15 protein-coding genes are annotated in these 15952 nt (G+C 50.3%); 6 read left to right on the top strand and 9 right to left on the bottom strand.

Features of this window, described 5'->3' with window-relative positions:
• Positions 1–189 precede the first annotated feature (189 nt).
• Both lepB and lepA read right to left on the bottom strand, forming a co-directional pair.
• Complete coding sequence (gene lepB, locus ACZRKO_RS00435) at positions 190–1167, bottom strand: signal peptidase I (protein WP_463735319.1); 978 nt, start codon at positions 1165–1167, stop codon at positions 190–192.
• A 27-nt stretch (positions 1168–1194) separates the two neighbouring features.
• The gene (lepA, locus tag ACZRKO_RS00430) at positions 1195–2994 is read right to left on the bottom strand and encodes a translation elongation factor 4 (RefSeq protein WP_463735318.1); all 1800 of its coding nucleotides are present in this window, start codon (positions 2992–2994) and stop codon (positions 1195–1197) included.
• Between the two features lie 394 nt (positions 2995–3388).
• On the opposite strand from lepA, the gene ACZRKO_RS00425 reads away from it, so the two are divergent.
• The gene (locus ACZRKO_RS00425; protein ID WP_463735317.1) at positions 3389–4210 is read left to right on the top strand and encodes a DUF6585 family protein; all 822 of its coding nucleotides are present in this window, start codon (positions 3389–3391) and stop codon (positions 4208–4210) included.
• Positions 4211–4221: 11 nt separating this feature from the next.
• Here the strand turns inward: ACZRKO_RS00425 and rseC are convergent, their stop codons facing one another.
• The 4 genes from rseC to rpoE are packed head-to-tail and all read right to left on the bottom strand — an operon-like array spanning position 4222 to position 6925.
• Positions 4222–4701, bottom strand: a complete 480-nt coding sequence (gene rseC / locus ACZRKO_RS00420; RefSeq protein ID WP_463735316.1) for a SoxR-reducing system protein RseC — start codon at positions 4699–4701, stop codon at positions 4222–4224.
• Between the two features lie 17 nt (positions 4702–4718).
• Positions 4719–5669: a sigma-E factor regulatory protein RseB gene (gene rseB / locus ACZRKO_RS00415; protein ID WP_463735315.1), complete on the bottom strand. Its 951-nt coding sequence runs from the start codon at positions 5667–5669 to the stop codon at positions 4719–4721.
• On the bottom strand, positions 5669–6319 hold the full coding sequence (gene rseA, locus ACZRKO_RS00410) for an anti-sigma-E factor RseA (RefSeq protein ID WP_463735314.1): 651 nt from the start codon (positions 6317–6319) through the stop codon (positions 5669–5671). The genes rseB and rseA overlap by 1 nt, the downstream gene beginning before the upstream one ends.
• Before the next feature lie 30 nt (positions 6320–6349).
• Positions 6350–6925, bottom strand: coding sequence for an RNA polymerase sigma factor RpoE (rpoE, locus tag ACZRKO_RS00405; RefSeq protein WP_463737425.1), 576 nt, complete (start codon positions 6923–6925; stop codon positions 6350–6352).
• A gap of 214 nt (positions 6926–7139) precedes the next feature.
• On the opposite strand from rpoE, the gene nadB reads away from it, so the two are divergent.
• Entirely contained in the window at positions 7140–8741 is a 1602-nt protein-coding gene (gene nadB, locus ACZRKO_RS00400) for an L-aspartate oxidase (protein WP_463735313.1), read from the top strand.
• Between the two features lie 49 nt (positions 8742–8790).
• On the opposite strand, the gene trmN is transcribed toward nadB, so the two are convergent.
• A complete protein-coding gene (gene trmN, locus ACZRKO_RS00395; protein ID WP_463737424.1) occupies positions 8791–9537 on the bottom strand; it encodes a tRNA(1)(Val) (adenine(37)-N(6))-methyltransferase TrmN in 747 nt (248 codons plus the stop codon).
• A 157-nt stretch (positions 9538–9694) separates the two neighbouring features.
• Here trmN and srmB point away from each other — a divergent pair, with 157 nt between their 5' ends.
• Positions 9695–11026: an ATP-dependent RNA helicase SrmB gene (gene srmB, locus ACZRKO_RS00390; RefSeq protein ID WP_463735312.1), complete on the top strand. Its 1332-nt coding sequence runs from the start codon at positions 9695–9697 to the stop codon at positions 11024–11026.
• A gap of 79 nt (positions 11027–11105) precedes the next feature.
• Here srmB and grcA read toward each other — a convergent pair whose 3' ends face one another.
• Complete coding sequence (gene grcA, locus ACZRKO_RS00385; protein WP_463735311.1) at positions 11106–11489, bottom strand: autonomous glycyl radical cofactor GrcA; 384 nt, start codon at positions 11487–11489, stop codon at positions 11106–11108.
• A gap of 346 nt (positions 11490–11835) precedes the next feature.
• On the opposite strand from grcA, the gene ung reads away from it, so the two are divergent.
• Positions 11836–12516, top strand: coding sequence for a uracil-DNA glycosylase (gene ung, locus ACZRKO_RS00380; protein ID WP_463735310.1), 681 nt, complete (start codon positions 11836–11838; stop codon positions 12514–12516).
• A gap of 48 nt (positions 12517–12564) precedes the next feature.
• On the opposite strand, the gene grpE is transcribed toward ung, so the two are convergent.
• Complete coding sequence (gene grpE, locus ACZRKO_RS00375; RefSeq protein WP_463735309.1) at positions 12565–13152, bottom strand: nucleotide exchange factor GrpE; 588 nt, start codon at positions 13150–13152, stop codon at positions 12565–12567.
• A gap of 135 nt (positions 13153–13287) precedes the next feature.
• Here grpE and nadK point away from each other — a divergent pair, with 135 nt between their 5' ends.
• Complete coding sequence (nadK, locus tag ACZRKO_RS00370) at positions 13288–14166, top strand: NAD(+) kinase (RefSeq protein WP_463735308.1); 879 nt, start codon at positions 13288–13290, stop codon at positions 14164–14166.
• Between the two features lie 113 nt (positions 14167–14279).
• A complete protein-coding gene (gene recN, locus ACZRKO_RS00365) occupies positions 14280–15941 on the top strand; it encodes a DNA repair protein RecN (RefSeq protein ID WP_463735307.1) in 1662 nt (553 codons plus the stop codon).
• Positions 15942–15952: the final 11 nt, after the last annotated feature.

The raw sequence follows: 15952 nt of genomic DNA, 5'->3' as shown, positions 1-15952 counted from the left end.
GATCAAGAATGCGTCAAAAACTTCAGCATACGGAACAGGCCTGCTTCGCCTAAAGCAAATCCAAAGCTGTTTCGTTTGCAGTGGCTCCCTATTCATTTTAACAAAAATTCAGGGAGCCAACTTTTATCGCTCGAAAGAGTATTCTACAACGTGTGGAAATATAATGCTGCGGAAATAGGCAGCATTGAATTAATGAATTCCACCGATGCGGCTCAGGCGTACGCCCGTTGGCCACTCACCTTCCTGCTTTTTAAAGCTCATCCAGATACCGGATGCACGACCGACCAGATTCTTCTCTGGTACAAAGCCCCAGTAACGACTGTCAGCGCTATTGTCACGGTTGTCACCCATCATGAAGTAATGGCCGGCCGGAACCACCCAGGTGCCCATAGGCTGACCTGGTTGCTGATAGTAAGCACCGAGCTGATCGCGTGCGCCTGGCACCGTCAGAATATTGTGGGTCACATTACCCAGCGTTTCCTGACGCTGCAGCAGACGGATACCGTCTTGCGGCACGTTGGCCGAAGGAGGGATCTCAAAGAAACCGCTGCTGGCTTCGCTGCCGGACGCCTGACCAAAGGTCTGTACGAAGTCACTCGCATGACCGGCATCGTAAGTTACCGCCAGAGCCGTACTGCAATTCTGACCACTGTTACACGCTGGTTGAACGGTCACTTCTTTGCTGAAAGGATCATAGGTCACCCGGTCACCCGGCAAGCCCACTAAACGTTTGATGTAATCCAGACTTGGATTAAGCGGATATTTAAATACCACCACATCGCCACGTTTAGGTTCACCTGTCGGGATGAGCTTGGTTTGCGTGATCGGATCTTTCAGGCCATAAGCATACTTCTCGACGACAATGAAATCGCCAATCAGCAAGGTTGGCATCATCGAACCGGATGGGATCTGGAAAGGTTCGTAAATAAACGAACGCACTACAAACACCACCAGCAATACAGGAAAAACAGAGGCACAGGTTTCTACCCAACCTGGTTGTTTAGCCGCTTTGTTTAGCGTTTTTTCGTCAACCGCACCAGCGGTTTCAACCTTGAGTCTGGCAATTTTCGCCCGACGAGCAGGAGCGAATTTGAAACGATCCAGGCACCAGATAATCCCGGAGACCAGCGTTGCAATCGCCAGAATCAAGGCAAACATGTTAGCCATGCATACTCCTACGAACTTATTGAGGGCTTATTTGCTGTCTTTACCGACATGGAGAATGGCCAGGAACGCTTCTTGTGGTAACTCAACGTTGCCTACCTGCTTCATGCGTTTCTTACCATCTTTTTGTTTCTGCAACAGTTTCTTCTTACGGCTAACGTCACCGCCGTAACATTTCGCTAATACGTTTTTACGCAGTTGTTTCACCGTTGCACGCGCAATGATATGCCCGCCGATAGCGGCCTGAATGGCGATATCAAATTGCTGACGCGGGATAAGTTCCTGCATTTTCTCGACCAACTGACGGCCACGGAACTGCGCATTGCCACGGTGAGTGATCAGCGCCAAGGCGTCAACACGTTCACCGTTGATCAATACATCAACACGTACCATGTCTGACGTCTGGAAGTGCTTGAAGTTATAGTCCAGTGACGCATAACCGCGAGAGGTTGATTTCAGGCGGTCAAAGAAGTCGATAACCACTTCAGCCATAGGAATTTCATAGGTCAGGGCAACCTGGTTACCGTGGTAAACCATGTTGGTCTGAACGCCGCGTTTCTCAATGCATAAGGTGATCACGCTGCCCAGATATTCCTGAGGCATCAGCATGTGGCATTCGGCAATCGGCTCACGCAGCTCTTCGATGTTATTTAGCGCAGGCAGCTTAGAGGGGCTATCAACGTAAATGGTCTCTTTACTGGTGGTTTCCACTTCATACACTACGGTCGGCGCAGTGGTGATCAAGTCCAGATCGTATTCACGCTCCAGACGCTCCTGAATGATCTCCATGTGCAGCAAACCGAGGAAGCCACAGCGGAAGCCAAAACCCAGCGCGGTTGAGCTTTCTGGTTCATAGAACAGAGAAGCATCGTTCAGGCTGAGTTTGCCTAATGCATCGCGGAAGTTTTCGTAATCATCAGAGCTGACCGGGAACAGACCTGCGTAAACCTGAGGTTTTACTTTCTTAAAACCAGGTAACGGTTTCTCAGCCGGATTACGTGACAGTGTCAGGGTATCGCCAACCGGCGCGCCCAGGATGTCTTTAATCGCGCAAACCAGCCAGCCCACTTCCCCACAGCCCAACATATCGCGATCAACGCGTTTTGGCGTGAAGATACCCAGACGGTCGGCGTTATAGACCTGACCGGTGCTCATGACTTTAATTTTGTCGCCCTTTCTCATGGTGCCGTTCTTAATACGGACCAGAGAAACCACGCCAAGGTAGTTATCGAACCATGAATCGATGATCAGCGCCTGCAGAGGAGCTTCCGGATCACCCTCTGGTGGCGGAATGTCGCGCACCAGACGTTCCAGAATATCCGGAACACCGACGCCGGTTTTAGCCGAGCAGCGCACCGCATCCGTGGCATCAATGCCAACGATATCTTCAATTTCCTGCGCTGCGCGATCGGGATCGGCGGCTGGCAAGTCAATTTTGTTCAATACCGGCACGACTTCGAGATTCATTTCCATCGCGGTGTAGCAGTTTGCCAAGGTCTGTGCTTCTACGCCCTGACCGGCATCCACCACCAGTAATGCGCCTTCACAGGCGGCAAGAGAGCGTGAAACTTCATAAGAGAAGTCGACGTGGCCTGGAGTATCGATGAAATTCAGGTGATAGGTTTCGCCATCTTTTGCTTTGTAGTCCAGCGTTACGCTCTGGGCTTTGATGGTGATACCGCGCTCACGTTCCAGATCCATGGAGTCAAGAACTTGCGCTTCCATTTCACGATCGGACAAGCCGCCGCAGATCTGAATAATGCGGTCGGACAGCGTCGACTTACCGTGGTCAATGTGGGCGATGATGGAAAAGTTTCTTATGTTCTTCATTATAAAGATTTTCTACCTTGGTATTTCTGAATCATTCGCCATAACAACACAGCGACGGTTTGTAGGTTGGCTGTCTTTCGCCTGAGTCGCAGCATTCTACATGTGAGGACCGTGAAAACCTAGTCTCCCCGCCACCTAACTGATGATTATGCCTATCTTCGGGTGAAAGCGGGTCGTAACGATTGCAATAAGTTGTAAGCAACTCTCCGTTATGACGTTTTCATCCGCCGGACATAACCTTCGGGAAGGCAGGACTTTAGGAAAATGCTCATTTACTCATCAGCAAAAAAACCTTTAAATACCTGTTATAAAAGAATTTATTTATGCTCTATTTTGAATTATTTGAACATTTGCTTTGTCTTACTTTTCTCAATCCGGTCACAAGGTTAGCATCATGATCAATGAAGGACGGTTGCTCAGTCAGCATGGGTTTGCCAGAGCCAATTCCTGGATCACAATGGTTCTTGCCACGCTGTTAATGGTGGGGGGCGCAATACAGGTCGTATTTCTTCTTGCTCTTGGCAGAACAGGTAGCGGTGGCCTGCATATTATTACGTTGTCGGCTATTTTCAGTATTGGATTAGGCTCGCTGTTATTTGTCCTCAGACACTACACCAGACCTCAACAAATTTACCAATTGCATGAGAATGGAATATTAGTGATCAACGAAAGAGACCAAAAAAATCGCTTTGTGCCTTTCGACCAAATTACTGAGATATATCGTTACAGAACCGGTAAATATACCCGGAAAATATTAGACACCATGGCGTTTCGCGAAGGGAATGATAAATGCTGGCATAAAATCACCCCTAATATCGCACATGCTGAACGGCTGATTGAAGTCATCAAGAATGAACAACTGATGTCCCGTGGCCCGCAGGCACTGGCTGTTCTGGCAAACGATGGGAGTTTTTCATTCACTTATCTGGCCGCGTCGAAATGCAAACTGAATCAGTTTTTCAGCCGTAGTTTATTGATGTTAAATGAAAAAAAATTACGATTGAGCGCAAGGTTTATTACATCAGATGAAGGGCTGTGTATTCCGGTCGAGGATATACAATATATCAGCGGGGGAAGTAACAGCCAGATGATCCGACTGCTTGATACCAATGGGCGTATTCTCTTTTCCATACTCTATACTTCCCTGTTCAGCGCCGATCTTTTCATCGCACTGATCGAGCATATGATCCAAAACCGGATCCCGATCAGGAACTAAGAGGGCGATACTCAGGAAGGTAGACGACCATTATTGTGCTGGAACCGGAATGCGTCAGGAGGCAGACCTATTTGCAGGATGACAGGCTGATAACCTGCCTGATTTTCCAGCTTTGCCGCCAGCGCACGCGCGACAACAAAACCTATTGCCCCACCCGCTACTGCTCCGAGCACGGAGTAAAAATCTCCCTGCGTCAGCCATTGCAGCAAGCCGCCCCCCAGAATAACGCCCAATAGGGGGGTCATATAAACCAGGAAAGCGGAGCGCAACAAACTGCCCTCCGTGATGCCAAGCTCAACTTTCTGGCCTGGCTCAAGGCGTTCAGCAATATTCACCAAAAGATTATGTTCTGTTTGCGGGCCGAGTTCATTGAGAACCCGGGCTCCACAGCCAGATCGCGAATGGCAGCTGCTGCAACCCGCTTGCGTCTCACAACGCAGCTTAGCAATACCGTCTTGCCACGAAACGACAGTGGCCCATTCTTTCATCATCTTGATTACCTGACCTTTTATTGCGCAGTGAAGACGATGCTTTCTGCAATTCGCTTAGCCGTTGACGGCGGCAATTCACCGACAATCGTAATTTCATTCGCGTTGCGGACTTCCGTCTGCACGGTTCGACGCCCCTGCCTGACCAACTGCTCAGAAGGAGCACTGGTTGTCGCATTCACGTTGATCGAGAAACTGAAAAGCCCGTCAGAATAAAGACGTGATTCTATCGCGACTGGCATATTTGGCAAGTTTCTGCGGCTGCGCGCCACTTCAGTCACGCCATCAGGTAACCACTTTGGTTGCCAGGTGAACTGCGCGTTATCCCCAGCAGGTACGGAAAGTACCGGAGGAAGTGTCGCCTTCTCTAAGGTCGTCAGAGATTCTTTGACAGCGTCGTCAGCGACAAAAGAGATGACGCGGAATTGTTCCAGCGTCTCACCATCACGGTCAAGTAGATCAACCCGCAGGGGAAGCTTGGTATTTTCGTCAACCCAGATCACGTAACTAAAACGGGTACCATCGCGTGATACAACCCGGATAACCTGACTCAGTCTGTCCACTGCACGTGCCCTGCCAACCGGTATAAAGTCATAGTATTTCGCCAAACGCGCGAAATCACTGAAAACAATACCAGGCAAAGAGTCGACGATATGGTCGCCATCCAGCGTAAACGGCTGTAAGCCCGTTTCGAAATAGCTGATGTCTTTACCACGTTGAACAATTTCACGGCGAGGTCCGTCCATCAGGACTAACTGCGCGAGAGGGAAATGATTAGAGGTGGCATGACGATAGCGATAGGAGTCAATTCCCTGCTTCGTAATGCTGATGAAGGCGATTTCATAATTTAAAGACTGGGTGGCCTTGTTCATTTCCTGCAATAACGCCTCGGTCGTTGGTTCTGCCGAGGCGATTGCTGGAGTCAACAGGCTGCCCGTCATTAAACAGACGGCAAACCAAATTTGCTTCATTACTGCGTTTGCATTCCTAAAGACTGAGTTCCGGGTACCTGAACAGCGGCCTGCTGTGGTGTGACAGATTCCAACTGGAGCTGATCAGAGTGTAATCTGCGCTGCAGCTCGTAATCCTGCAAAATGGCATTAACGCGTTTGCGTTGTTCCTGCACATTTTGTTGCCCATTCAGTGCTGTACTGTCACTGGTCGGCACGCCAAAGCTTACCGGTGATGCTTTACCCATCATCGGCAACGTATTAAACGCAGGAGTTTCAGGAGAAGCACCTGATGCATCCGGCTGATTGTAATGCTGTACACCCACGATCACGGCCAGGGAGACACAAGCCGCAACGCCGACCTGAGTCAGTTGGCTTGCCCAAGGGCGAACCTTATGCCAGAACGGCATTTTTTCCCAGGTATGAGGCTGAGGTTGGGATTCCGGAACAGCGCCGGGAACCAAACGAGCAGGCTCATTCGCTAACGCAGCGGCGACACGATCTGCGATATCCAGATGCACGACATTTCCCATATCACCGCGCATAGTGTCGCGGATCAAATGATAACTCTGCCAGCTTTGTTGAAGCGTTTTATCATCCGAGAGCGAACTCAGCAGCTCGGAATCCAAGACTTCACCATCCATTAGAGCCGAAAGCTTTTCTTTCTGCATGCCTAAGTACCCTTCCTGTGTCCGCCATCGTTAACGCTGAATCAGCGGTTGAACTTTATTATCAATAGCTTCCCGGGCGCGGAAAATACGCGATCTCACCGTGCCCACGGGGCAATCCATGATGGCGGCTATCTCTTCGTAGCTCAATCCATCTAACTCCCTTAAGGTGATCGCCATGCGAAGATCTTCAGGAAGTGCTTCAATCGTACGGAAAACTATTTGCCGCAACTCTTCTGACAACATCAAATTCTCAGGGTTCGAAATTTCTTTCAATGCGCCGCCACTTTCAAAGTTTTCGGCATCATTGGCATCCACATCACTGGCTGGCGGACGCCGTCCCTGAGCAACTAAATAATTCTTCGCTGTGTTGACCGCGATACGGTACAACCACGTGTAAAAAGCACTATCGCCTCGAAATGATTCCAACGCACGATACGCTTTAATGAATGATTCCTGAACCACATCAGGCACATCGCCCTGTGGTACGTAGCGGGAAACCAGGCTCGCTACTTTATGCTGGTAACGGATAACCAGTAAATTGAACGATTTCTGATCACCCTTCTGGACCCGCTCAACCAGAACCTGATCTGCTAACTGCTCGCTCATCCGAGGTAAAATCTCCCCAAAACTATCTCCGCGCATAAAGTCGTACTGCCAGCTTTCATCATTATATTCCTGAGCAAGTACTGCTTGGAGTTCACATGAAACATTAAGTTCCACATCGCCATTGTTTTTTCTATTGAAGTCTCAAGTCCGTGGCTTTTGCCAGGATGTTTAGGCTAACATGATTTTCCCTCTTCTTCTGCAAACATCATACGTTATGCAACCTTCATCTGAATTTGTCAGCGATGTATTGATTATCGGGAGTGGTGCTGCCGGCCTGTCTTTGGCTTTACGGCTTGCAGACCATTGTAGCGTTACTGTACTCAGCAAAGGACCTTTAAACGAAGGCGCGACCTTTTATGCTCAGGGCGGCATAGCCGCAGTCTTCGATGAGCAGGACAGCATTGCCTCTCACGTCGATGACACTCTCATCGCCGGTGCCGGATTGTGTGATAAGGAAGCCGTCGAATTCATCGCCGGTAATGCCCGTCATTGTGTACAGTGGTTAATTGATCAGGGTGTGCTGTTTGATACCGAAACAAACGCAAGCTCTGAGGAGCGTTATCACCTGACTCGCGAAGGCGGTCACAGTCACCGGCGCATACTGCATGCTGCTGATGCTACTGGTAAAGAAGTAGAGACCACGCTGGTAGGGAAAGCAAGATCACACCCCAATATTTGCGTGAAAGAGCGCTATAACGCCGTTGACCTGATCACGTCTAGCAAAATTGGCCTGGCAGGTACTCAGCGCGTGGTGGGCGCGTATGTCTGGAACCGTGAGAAAGAGCACGTCGAAACGCTCCGGGCAAAGGCGGTGATCCTCGCCACCGGCGGCGCGGCAAAAGTGTACCAGTACACGACGAACCCCGACATCTCTTCGGGTGATGGTATTGCGATGGCCTGGCGCGCGGGGTGCCGTGTGGCGAATTTGGAATTCAACCAGTTCCATCCCACCTGTTTGTATCACCCTCAGGCCAGAAACTTTCTGCTGACCGAAGCGTTACGCGGTGAAGGAGCTTTCCTGAAGCGCCCTGACGGCAGCCGGTTTATGCCTGATTTTGATGCACGCGGCGAACTGGCTCCCCGTGACGTCGTCGCCCGCGCCATCGACCATGAAATGAAGCGTCTTGGGGCAGACTGCATGTATCTGGATATCAGCCATCGTCCGCCTGAGTTCATCATGCAGCATTTCCCGATGATCTATGAAAAGCTGATGTCGCTGGGCATTGATCTGACGAAAGAGGCGATTCCGATCGTCCCTGCCGCGCATTATACCTGTGGCGGCGTGATGGTGGACCAGCATGGTCGTACCGATTTGGACGGTTTGTATGCCATTGGTGAGGTGAGTTATACCGGTCTGCACGGCGCCAACCGCCTGGCATCGAACTCACTGCTCGAATGTCTGGTGTATGGCTGGTCAGCAGCAGAGGACATTATCAAGCGCCTTCCGCACGCTAAACTGGCAAAACATCTGCCTCAGTGGGATGAAAGCCGGGTCGACAATTCCGACGAGCAGGTGGTGATTCAGCATAACTGGCATGAACTGCGCCTGTTTATGTGGGACTACGTGGGCATTGTGCGTACGACCAAGCGGCTTGAGCGCGCCCTGCGCCGTATTATGACCCTGCAACAGGAAATCGATGAGTACTACGCTAACTTCCGCATTTCTAACAATTTGCTGGAATTACGTAATCTGGTTCAGGTTGCCGAACTGATTGTTCGCAGTGCTATGGAGCGTAAAGAGAGTCGCGGATTACACTTCACGCTCGACTACCCGGATCAGCTCCACCACCCTCAGCCCACCATCCTTCAGCCATAAACAATCCCCCAAACAGTGCGATGGACCGCACCGTTTTTGCAGCCACTTGTTAATAATTCAGATAAAAATCCGCAATCAGCGAACGAAATGCCAGGCTGTAGACGCCTTCTTTCTCGCGTAAATTCAGTTCCTGAGCATCAGTTTCAGCAGGCTCGCGCGATAGAACCAGCAAGAGACGGTTAAGCGCTTTGCCAGGACGGTCACGCACAGCGAGCCGGCGGGACGTAAACCAACCCTGTTTATGCGCATTATTTTCTAGCGTCAGGCCGATGTCATAAGGCAGCACAACGCAAAACAGCCCATGCGCCATCAGTAATTTTTCCGCACACAACAACAGTGCGCTATGCGTCAGCGTTTCTGTATAACGCGCCGTATTACGGGCTTCATCCCGGCAGGCAACGGCAGATTCAAAATACGGGGGATTACTGACGATTAAATCGTACCGGCCCGGGTGCGTTTGTGCGACGACATTGATATCCTGCGCGAAGATATTAAGACGTTCAGCCCAGAGTGACGCCTGAAAGTTCTCTTTTGCCTGATCGGCGGCGGGAAGGTCTAACTCGACGGCATCAATAATGACGGACGGCGACGTCCGCTGCGCCAGCATCAGGGCAATCAAGCCACTGCCTGAACCGATATCCAGAATACGTGTTGCCTGTTCTACCGGTACCCAGGCGCCCAGCAAAACGCCATCGGTACCCACTTTCATGGCACAGCGATCGTGTGCGACAAAAAACTGCTTAAAAGTAAAACCGTTACGCCGCAAAGGCTCGCTGGCACTGACTTCATTCACCACATTATTCACCGTTAAAACCCTCTGCGTGACGGCCTGATATTCAAAACTGTCGTAGCATAGGGCAAACATACGCCAAGGAAAAGCCGCGCTATCCGCTTAAATAGGTGAAGATCGCGTCTAACACGTCTATAATCGGCGCCCCAAGTAGAGGTAGACCATGACTGTAACCAATTTTTCCGAACTCGAACTCGATGAACGCCTGCTAGACGCCCTGGGCGAAAAAGGCTATACCCGCCCGACTGTCATTCAGGCAGAGGCAATTCCGCCTGCAATGGACGGACGCGATGTGTTGGGTTCGGCTCCTACCGGCACCGGCAAAACAGCAGCATTTCTGTTGCCTGCATTGCAGCATTTGCTGGATTTCCCGCGTAAGAAATCTGGTCCGCCACGTATTCTGATTCTGACACCCACGCGAGAACTGGCTATGCAGGTTGCTGACCAGGCGCGTGAACTGGCTAAACATACCGATCTGGATATCGCGACGATCACCGGCGGTGTGGCATATATGAACCACGCCGAAGTGTTCAGTGAAAACCAGGACATCGTCGTTGCGACGACCGGCCGTTTGCTGCAATACATTAAAGAAGAAAACTTCGATTGCCGCGCTATTGAAACGCTGATCCTCGACGAAGCTGACCGCATGCTGGACATGGGCTTTGCTCAGGATATCGAAACGATTTCAGCCGAAGCGCGCTGGCGTAAACAGACGTTGCTGTTCTCCGCAACGCTGGAAGGCGAAGCCATTCGCGAATTCGCAGAACGCATCCTGACCGAGCCGGTTGAAATCGAAGCCGATCCGTCCCGCCGCGAACGCAAAAAAATCCTGCAATGGTATTACCGCGTTGACGACGTCGCGCATAAAACCCAAATGCTGATCCATCTGCTTAAGCAGGAAGATGTCACCAAATCTGTGATCTTCGTACGTAAGCGTGAACGAGTACACGAGTTGGTTGCCTGGCTTCGCGAAGCGGGGATCAACTCCTGTTACCTCGAAGGCGAAATGGTCCAGGTTAAGCGTACTGAAGCCGTAAAACGTATGGTTGAAGATCGCGTTAACGTACTGGTTGCAACCGATATCGCCGCACGCGGTCTGGATATCAACGACATCAGCCACGTCTTTAACTTCGACCTGCCGCTGACTGCTGATACCTATCTGCACCGCATCGGTCGTACTGGTCGTATGGGCCGTAAAGGCACCGCGATTTCATTTGTTGAAGCGCATGACCATTTGTTACTGGGTAAAATCGGCCGTTACCTCAATGAGCCGTTGAAGCCACGCGTCATTGATGAACTGCGTCCTAAAACCAAAGCGCCAAGCGAGAAGACGACCGGCAAGCCATCCAAGAAAGTGCTGGCGAAGCGTAAAGAAAAGCAGAAAGAAGCGCAGGTGAAGTCTAAGGTGAAAGTGAAAGTCCGTCACCGTGACAGTAAGAACGTCGGCAAGCGCCGCGTTAAAGCCGAAACTGAAACCAAAGATTCCTCAAAGTAATCTGCTGATTTCAGTCATAAAAAAACCGCCTTTCGGCGGTTTTTTTATTCCATCACACACTGCATTTCATCCGACGCTTTTACAGGCTTTCGGTGAAAGTACGAGTGATGACATCACGTTGCTGTTCAGGCGTCAGTGAGTTGAAGCGCACTGCATAACCGGACACGCGAATCGTCAGCTGTGGGTATTTTTCCGGATGCTTAACTGCATCTTCCAGAGTCTCACGGCGCATCACGTTAACGTTCAGGTGCTGACCACCTTCAACGCGAACAGTAGGCTTGAACTCCATCGGTACTTCACGATATTCAATCTGACCCAGATCGCTCACTGCAACGATTTGATCTTCTTCATAACCGCCTTTCGCACAAATGCAACGTGCTTCAGCTTTCTCATCATCAAGAAGCCAGAAAGAGTTTTTCAGCGCTTCATTGTTGGCTTTAGTAATTTGGATTCCGGTGATCATGTGTTGCCTCCGTTAATGGCTACGATACTGATACTGTTAACATGAATGTCGTCAAAATTGACGCCAGACTTCTGTTCCTGTTATCAGATATAACAGTTGAAGACCCCGCATTCTTTGATAAATATCAACTTTAAACCTGTGGTTATTTCCCGCTCACGGCAAATTAATGTTTTATATCAATTTTTACTCGCCACTATTTTCAATTTAATTTGAAAAATATCAATTATTTTTGCAGAAAACACTTCATCAGCATCCTTTTCCTCATTCCTTACAACGCACGGTTTCCCTGCTATGCGCATGCAGGTAAGCTAACGCGATTGAAATTATAGAGAAAAGGATCGCGTTAATGTCTACCACTCTCACCTGGCATGACGTTATTGGTGCCGAAAAAGATCAACCCTACTTCGTTGACACCCTAAAGTACGTTGCCAGCGAGCGCGTTGTTGGCAAAATTATTTATCCGCCGCAGGCCGATGTTTTCAGCGCTTTTCGCTCAACGGAACTCTCAGATGTCAAAGTCGTGATCCTCGGTCAGGACCCCTACCATGGCCCGAATCAGGCACACGGTCTCTCTTTTTCAGTCCGCCCCGGCATCCCGGCACCGCCTTCTCTGGTCAATATTTACAAAGAGCTGGTGACAGATATCCCTGGCTTTGAACGCCCCGCACATGGCTATCTGCAAAGCTGGGCTGATCAGGGTGTATTGTTGCTCAACACGGTGTTAACCGTTGAGGGTGGCCAGGCCCACTCCCATGCAAAACTAGGCTGGGAAACCTTCACTGATAAAGTCATCGCTGCACTCAATGAGCATCGTGAAGGCATCATTTTCCTGTTATGGGGCTCCCATGCACAGAAAAAAGGCAACTTTATTGATGCACAACGCCACCACATACTGAAAGCACCGCACCCGTCACCGCTGTCAGCACACCGCGGTTTTCTCGGTTGCAAACATTTCTCCGCAACCAATACGCTGTTGCAAAAACAGGGCCTCGAACCGATTAACTGGATGCCGGTACTGCCCGCTTAAAACAGAAAAGGCATCCCGCAGGATGCCTTTTCTCGGATCACAGCGGGATTAAGCCTTGGCTTTAGACACCGCTACCATCGCAGGACGAAGTAAACGTCCGTTCAGCGTGTAACCTTTTTGCATCACCATCATCACGTGGTTCGGCTCAAGATCTTCCGACTCCATCAGTGTCATGGCCTGATGCAATTCGGGGTTGAATGGAACGTGGATATCGCTCACCACTTCCATACCAAACTTACGTACCGCATCCAGCAATGATTTCAGCGTTAACTCCACGCCTTCAATCAGACCCACCAGTTCCGCATTGGACTTGTCAGCCAGGTCCAGCGCGCGCTCCAGGTTGTCGATCACTGGCAGCAATTCGCTGGAGAATTTTTCCAGAGCGAATTTATGCGCTTTCTCAATGTCTATCTCGGTGCGGCGGCGGATATTTTCTACTTCCGCTTTGGCACGCAACAGACTATCGCGTTCGTGTTGCTGAGCGTCTTTCAGCTGGGCTTCAAGTTCTGCAATACGCTCGTCGCGCGGATCAACGACGTCTGCCGCCTCATTTTCCGCTTCCGTATGCAGCGCTTGCTCCTGATTTAACTCATCCGAGGCTTGCTCGTTAGGCGTCTTATGTTCTTTACTACTCATGAATTTCTCCGCGTTTTAGCATTAATCTTGCTACTGGGTTTATTATGGGGATCAAAACCGCCGTTTCAAGGTTTGCTTTCAAAGGTTCAGACATTATGCAGGCGTTAAAAAAGCCTACTGAGGATAACCACAGCGATGAATAAAAAATTTGAGTGCATAGGCATTGTCGGCCACCCGCGCCACCCATCTGCACTCGCGACCCATGAAATGCTTTATCACTGGTTAGTCTCGAAAGGCTATGAGGTTGTGGTTGAACGCCAGGTTGCTCAGGATCTTAAACTTGAGGGCGCACAAACCGGCAGTCTGGCTGATATTGGCAAAAAAGCCGATCTGGCTGTTGTTGTCGGTGGTGATGGCAATATGTTGGGTGCCGCGCGCGTTCTGGCACGCTATGACATCAAAGTCATTGGTATCAACCGTGGGAATCTCGGCTTTCTGACCGATCTCGACCCGGACAACGCCCTGCAACAGTTGGACGACGTCCTGAAAGGGGAGTACCTCAGCGAGCAACGCTTCCTTCTGGAGGCCATGGTGCGCTGTGAGGGTCGCCAGTGTCGAGTAAGTACTGCCATTAACGAAGTGGTTCTGCATCCGGGCAAAGTGGCACACATGATTGAATTTGAAGTCTACATTGACGATAAATTCGCCTTCTCCCAACGCTCAGATGGCCTCATCATTTCTACCCCGACTGGCTCCACGGCTTACTCATTATCAGGGGGCGGCCCCATTCTTACGCCCACACTGGATGCCATAGCCTTGGTGCCGATGTTCCCGCATACCCTCTCAGCACGCCCGCTGGTGATTAACAGCAGCAGCACCATTTGCCTTAAATTCTCCCACATCAGCAGTGACTTAGAGATCAGTTGTGACAGTCAGATAGCGCTGCCTATCCAGCAAGGGGAAGAAGTGGTCATTCGGCGCAGTGAGTATCACCTCAACCTTATTCATCCAAAAGACTACAGCTACTTCAATACATTGAGCACCAAGCTCGGATGGTCGAAAAAACTGTTCTAATGGAATCCCCTTCAAGAATTTTAAAAAATAGTGCGCCGAGGACTTTACTGTATATAAAACCAGTTTATACTGTATGTAATTACAGGTCTGTTGTCATGTACAGGAAGGTGATCATGCTGGCGCAATTAACTATCAGTAACTTTGCCATTGTTCGTGAGTTAGATATCGATTTTCATCGCGGAATGACGGCGATCACCGGCGAAACTGGGGCGGGTAAATCCATTGCAATTGACGCACTGGGTTTATGTCTTGGCAACCGTGCCGACGGCAGTACCGTACGCTTGGGCTCAGCTCGCGCCGATATCTGCGCCCGCTTCACCCTTGCTGACACACCCTCTGCAAAACAGTGGCTGGCTGACAATCAGCTGGATGAAGGTAATGACTGCCTTCTGCGCCGCACAATCAGTGCAGATGGCCGCTCACGGGGCTTTATCAATGGCACTCCTGTCCCGCTCTCCCAGTTGCGTGAGGTCGGGCAACATTTAATCCAAATCCACGGTCAGCATGCTCACCAGCTTTTGCTTAAGCCAGAACATCAAAAACAGCTTCTCGATGCCTATGCTGACCAGCCTACACTGTTGTTGCAGATGCGGCAGGCCTATCAGGAGTGGCACTACAGCTGCCGCCAGTTGGCGCAATATCAGCAGCAAGTCTCTGAGCGTGAAGCCCGCCGTCAGTTGCTGCAATATCAGCTCAAAGAACTCAACGAATTTTCACCGCAGGCGGGTGAGTACGAACAGATCGATGAAGAGTACAAACGGCTGGCAAACAGCGGACAGCTTCTCTCACTGAGCCAAAGCGCACTTTACCTACTGGCCGATGGCGATGACCAAAATATTGTCAGTCTGCTGCATACCGCTAAAAATCAGCTGGTTGAGCTGGCCGAAATCGACAGCAAAATAAACGAGTTGCTTGTGATGCTAGATGACGCTTCCATTCAAATCAGCGAAGCAAGCGATGAACTGCGTCACTACAGCGAGCGCCTGGAGATGGATCCTAACCGTCTCTACGAGCTGGAGCAGCGTCTCTCGCGTCAATTAAGTCTGGCCAAAAAACACCGTGTATCGGCTGAAGAGTTACCGGAGTTACATCGCCAGTTGCTTGAAGAACAGCAGTTACTTGATGATCATGAAATGAATCAAGCTGAACTTAGCGCAACGGTAAACCTGCATTACCTTCAGGCGCTTAATATTGCTGAGCAGCTCCATGAAAAGCGACAGTTTTTTGCCGGTGAGCTGACGTGTTTAATCACAGAGAGCATGCAGGCACTCTCCATGCCTCACGGTAAATTCAGGATTCAGGTACAGTTTATGCCCGAGCACCTGAGTTTGGAGGGCGCTGACCGACTGGAGTTTCAGGTCACCACCAACCCAGGCCAGCCCTTACAAGCATTAGCGAAAGTAGCCTCTGGTGGCGAACTTTCCCGTATTGCTTTAGCGATTCAGGTTATCACTGCGCAGAAAATGGAAACACCCGCACTGATCTTTGATGAGGTCGATGTGGGCATCAGTGGTCCAACCGCGGCTATCGTGGGTAGATTACTGCGTCAGTTGGGGGAGTCGACCCAAGTCATGTGCGTTACGCACTTACCGCAGGTTGCAGGTTGTGGTCACCAACATTATTTTGTCAGCAAAGACACCGATGGTGAAGTGACAGAAACACAGATGAACCGACTTGATAAAAAGGCAAGATTGCAGGAACTAGCCCGTCTGCTGGGCGGTAGCGAAGTGACGAGAAATACTCTGGCGAACGCAAAAGAACTACTGGCAGCCTAAAAAGCTCAACT

This window comes from Ewingella sp. C233 (genome assembly GCF_055407225.1).
This window is presented reverse-complemented; position numbering and strand designations above follow the sequence as displayed.

Coding starts and splice junctions, on each gene's coding strand:
- grpE (WP_463735309.1), bottom strand. CDS start 13,152: ATGAGTAGTAAAGAACATAAGACGCCTAACGAGCAAGCCTCGGATGAG.
- nadB (WP_463735313.1), top strand. CDS start 7,140: ATGCAACCTTCATCTGAATTTGTCAGCGATGTATTGATTATCGGGAGT.
- lepB (WP_463735319.1), bottom strand. CDS start 1,167: ATGGCTAACATGTTTGCCTTGATTCTGGCGATTGCAACGCTGGTCTCC.
- rpoE (WP_463737425.1), bottom strand. CDS start 6,925: ATGAGCGAGCAGTTAGCAGATCAGGTTCTGGTTGAGCGGGTCCAGAAG.
- ung (WP_463735310.1), top strand. CDS start 11,836: ATGTCTACCACTCTCACCTGGCATGACGTTATTGGTGCCGAAAAAGAT.
- lepA (WP_463735318.1), bottom strand. CDS start 2,994: ATGAAGAACATAAGAAACTTTTCCATCATCGCCCACATTGACCACGGT.
- rseA (WP_463735314.1), bottom strand. CDS start 6,319: ATGCAGAAAGAAAAGCTTTCGGCTCTAATGGATGGTGAAGTCTTGGAT.
- recN (WP_463735307.1), top strand. CDS start 14,280: ATGCTGGCGCAATTAACTATCAGTAACTTTGCCATTGTTCGTGAGTTA.
- rseC (WP_463735316.1), bottom strand. CDS start 4,701: ATGATGAAAGAATGGGCCACTGTCGTTTCGTGGCAAGACGGTATTGCT.
- srmB (WP_463735312.1), top strand. CDS start 9,695: ATGACTGTAACCAATTTTTCCGAACTCGAACTCGATGAACGCCTGCTA.
- nadK (WP_463735308.1), top strand. CDS start 13,288: ATGAATAAAAAATTTGAGTGCATAGGCATTGTCGGCCACCCGCGCCAC.
- grcA (WP_463735311.1), bottom strand. CDS start 11,489: ATGATCACCGGAATCCAAATTACTAAAGCCAACAATGAAGCGCTGAAA.
- ACZRKO_RS00425 (WP_463735317.1), top strand. CDS start 3,389: ATGATCAATGAAGGACGGTTGCTCAGTCAGCATGGGTTTGCCAGAGCC.
- rseB (WP_463735315.1), bottom strand. CDS start 5,669: ATGAAGCAAATTTGGTTTGCCGTCTGTTTAATGACGGGCAGCCTGTTG.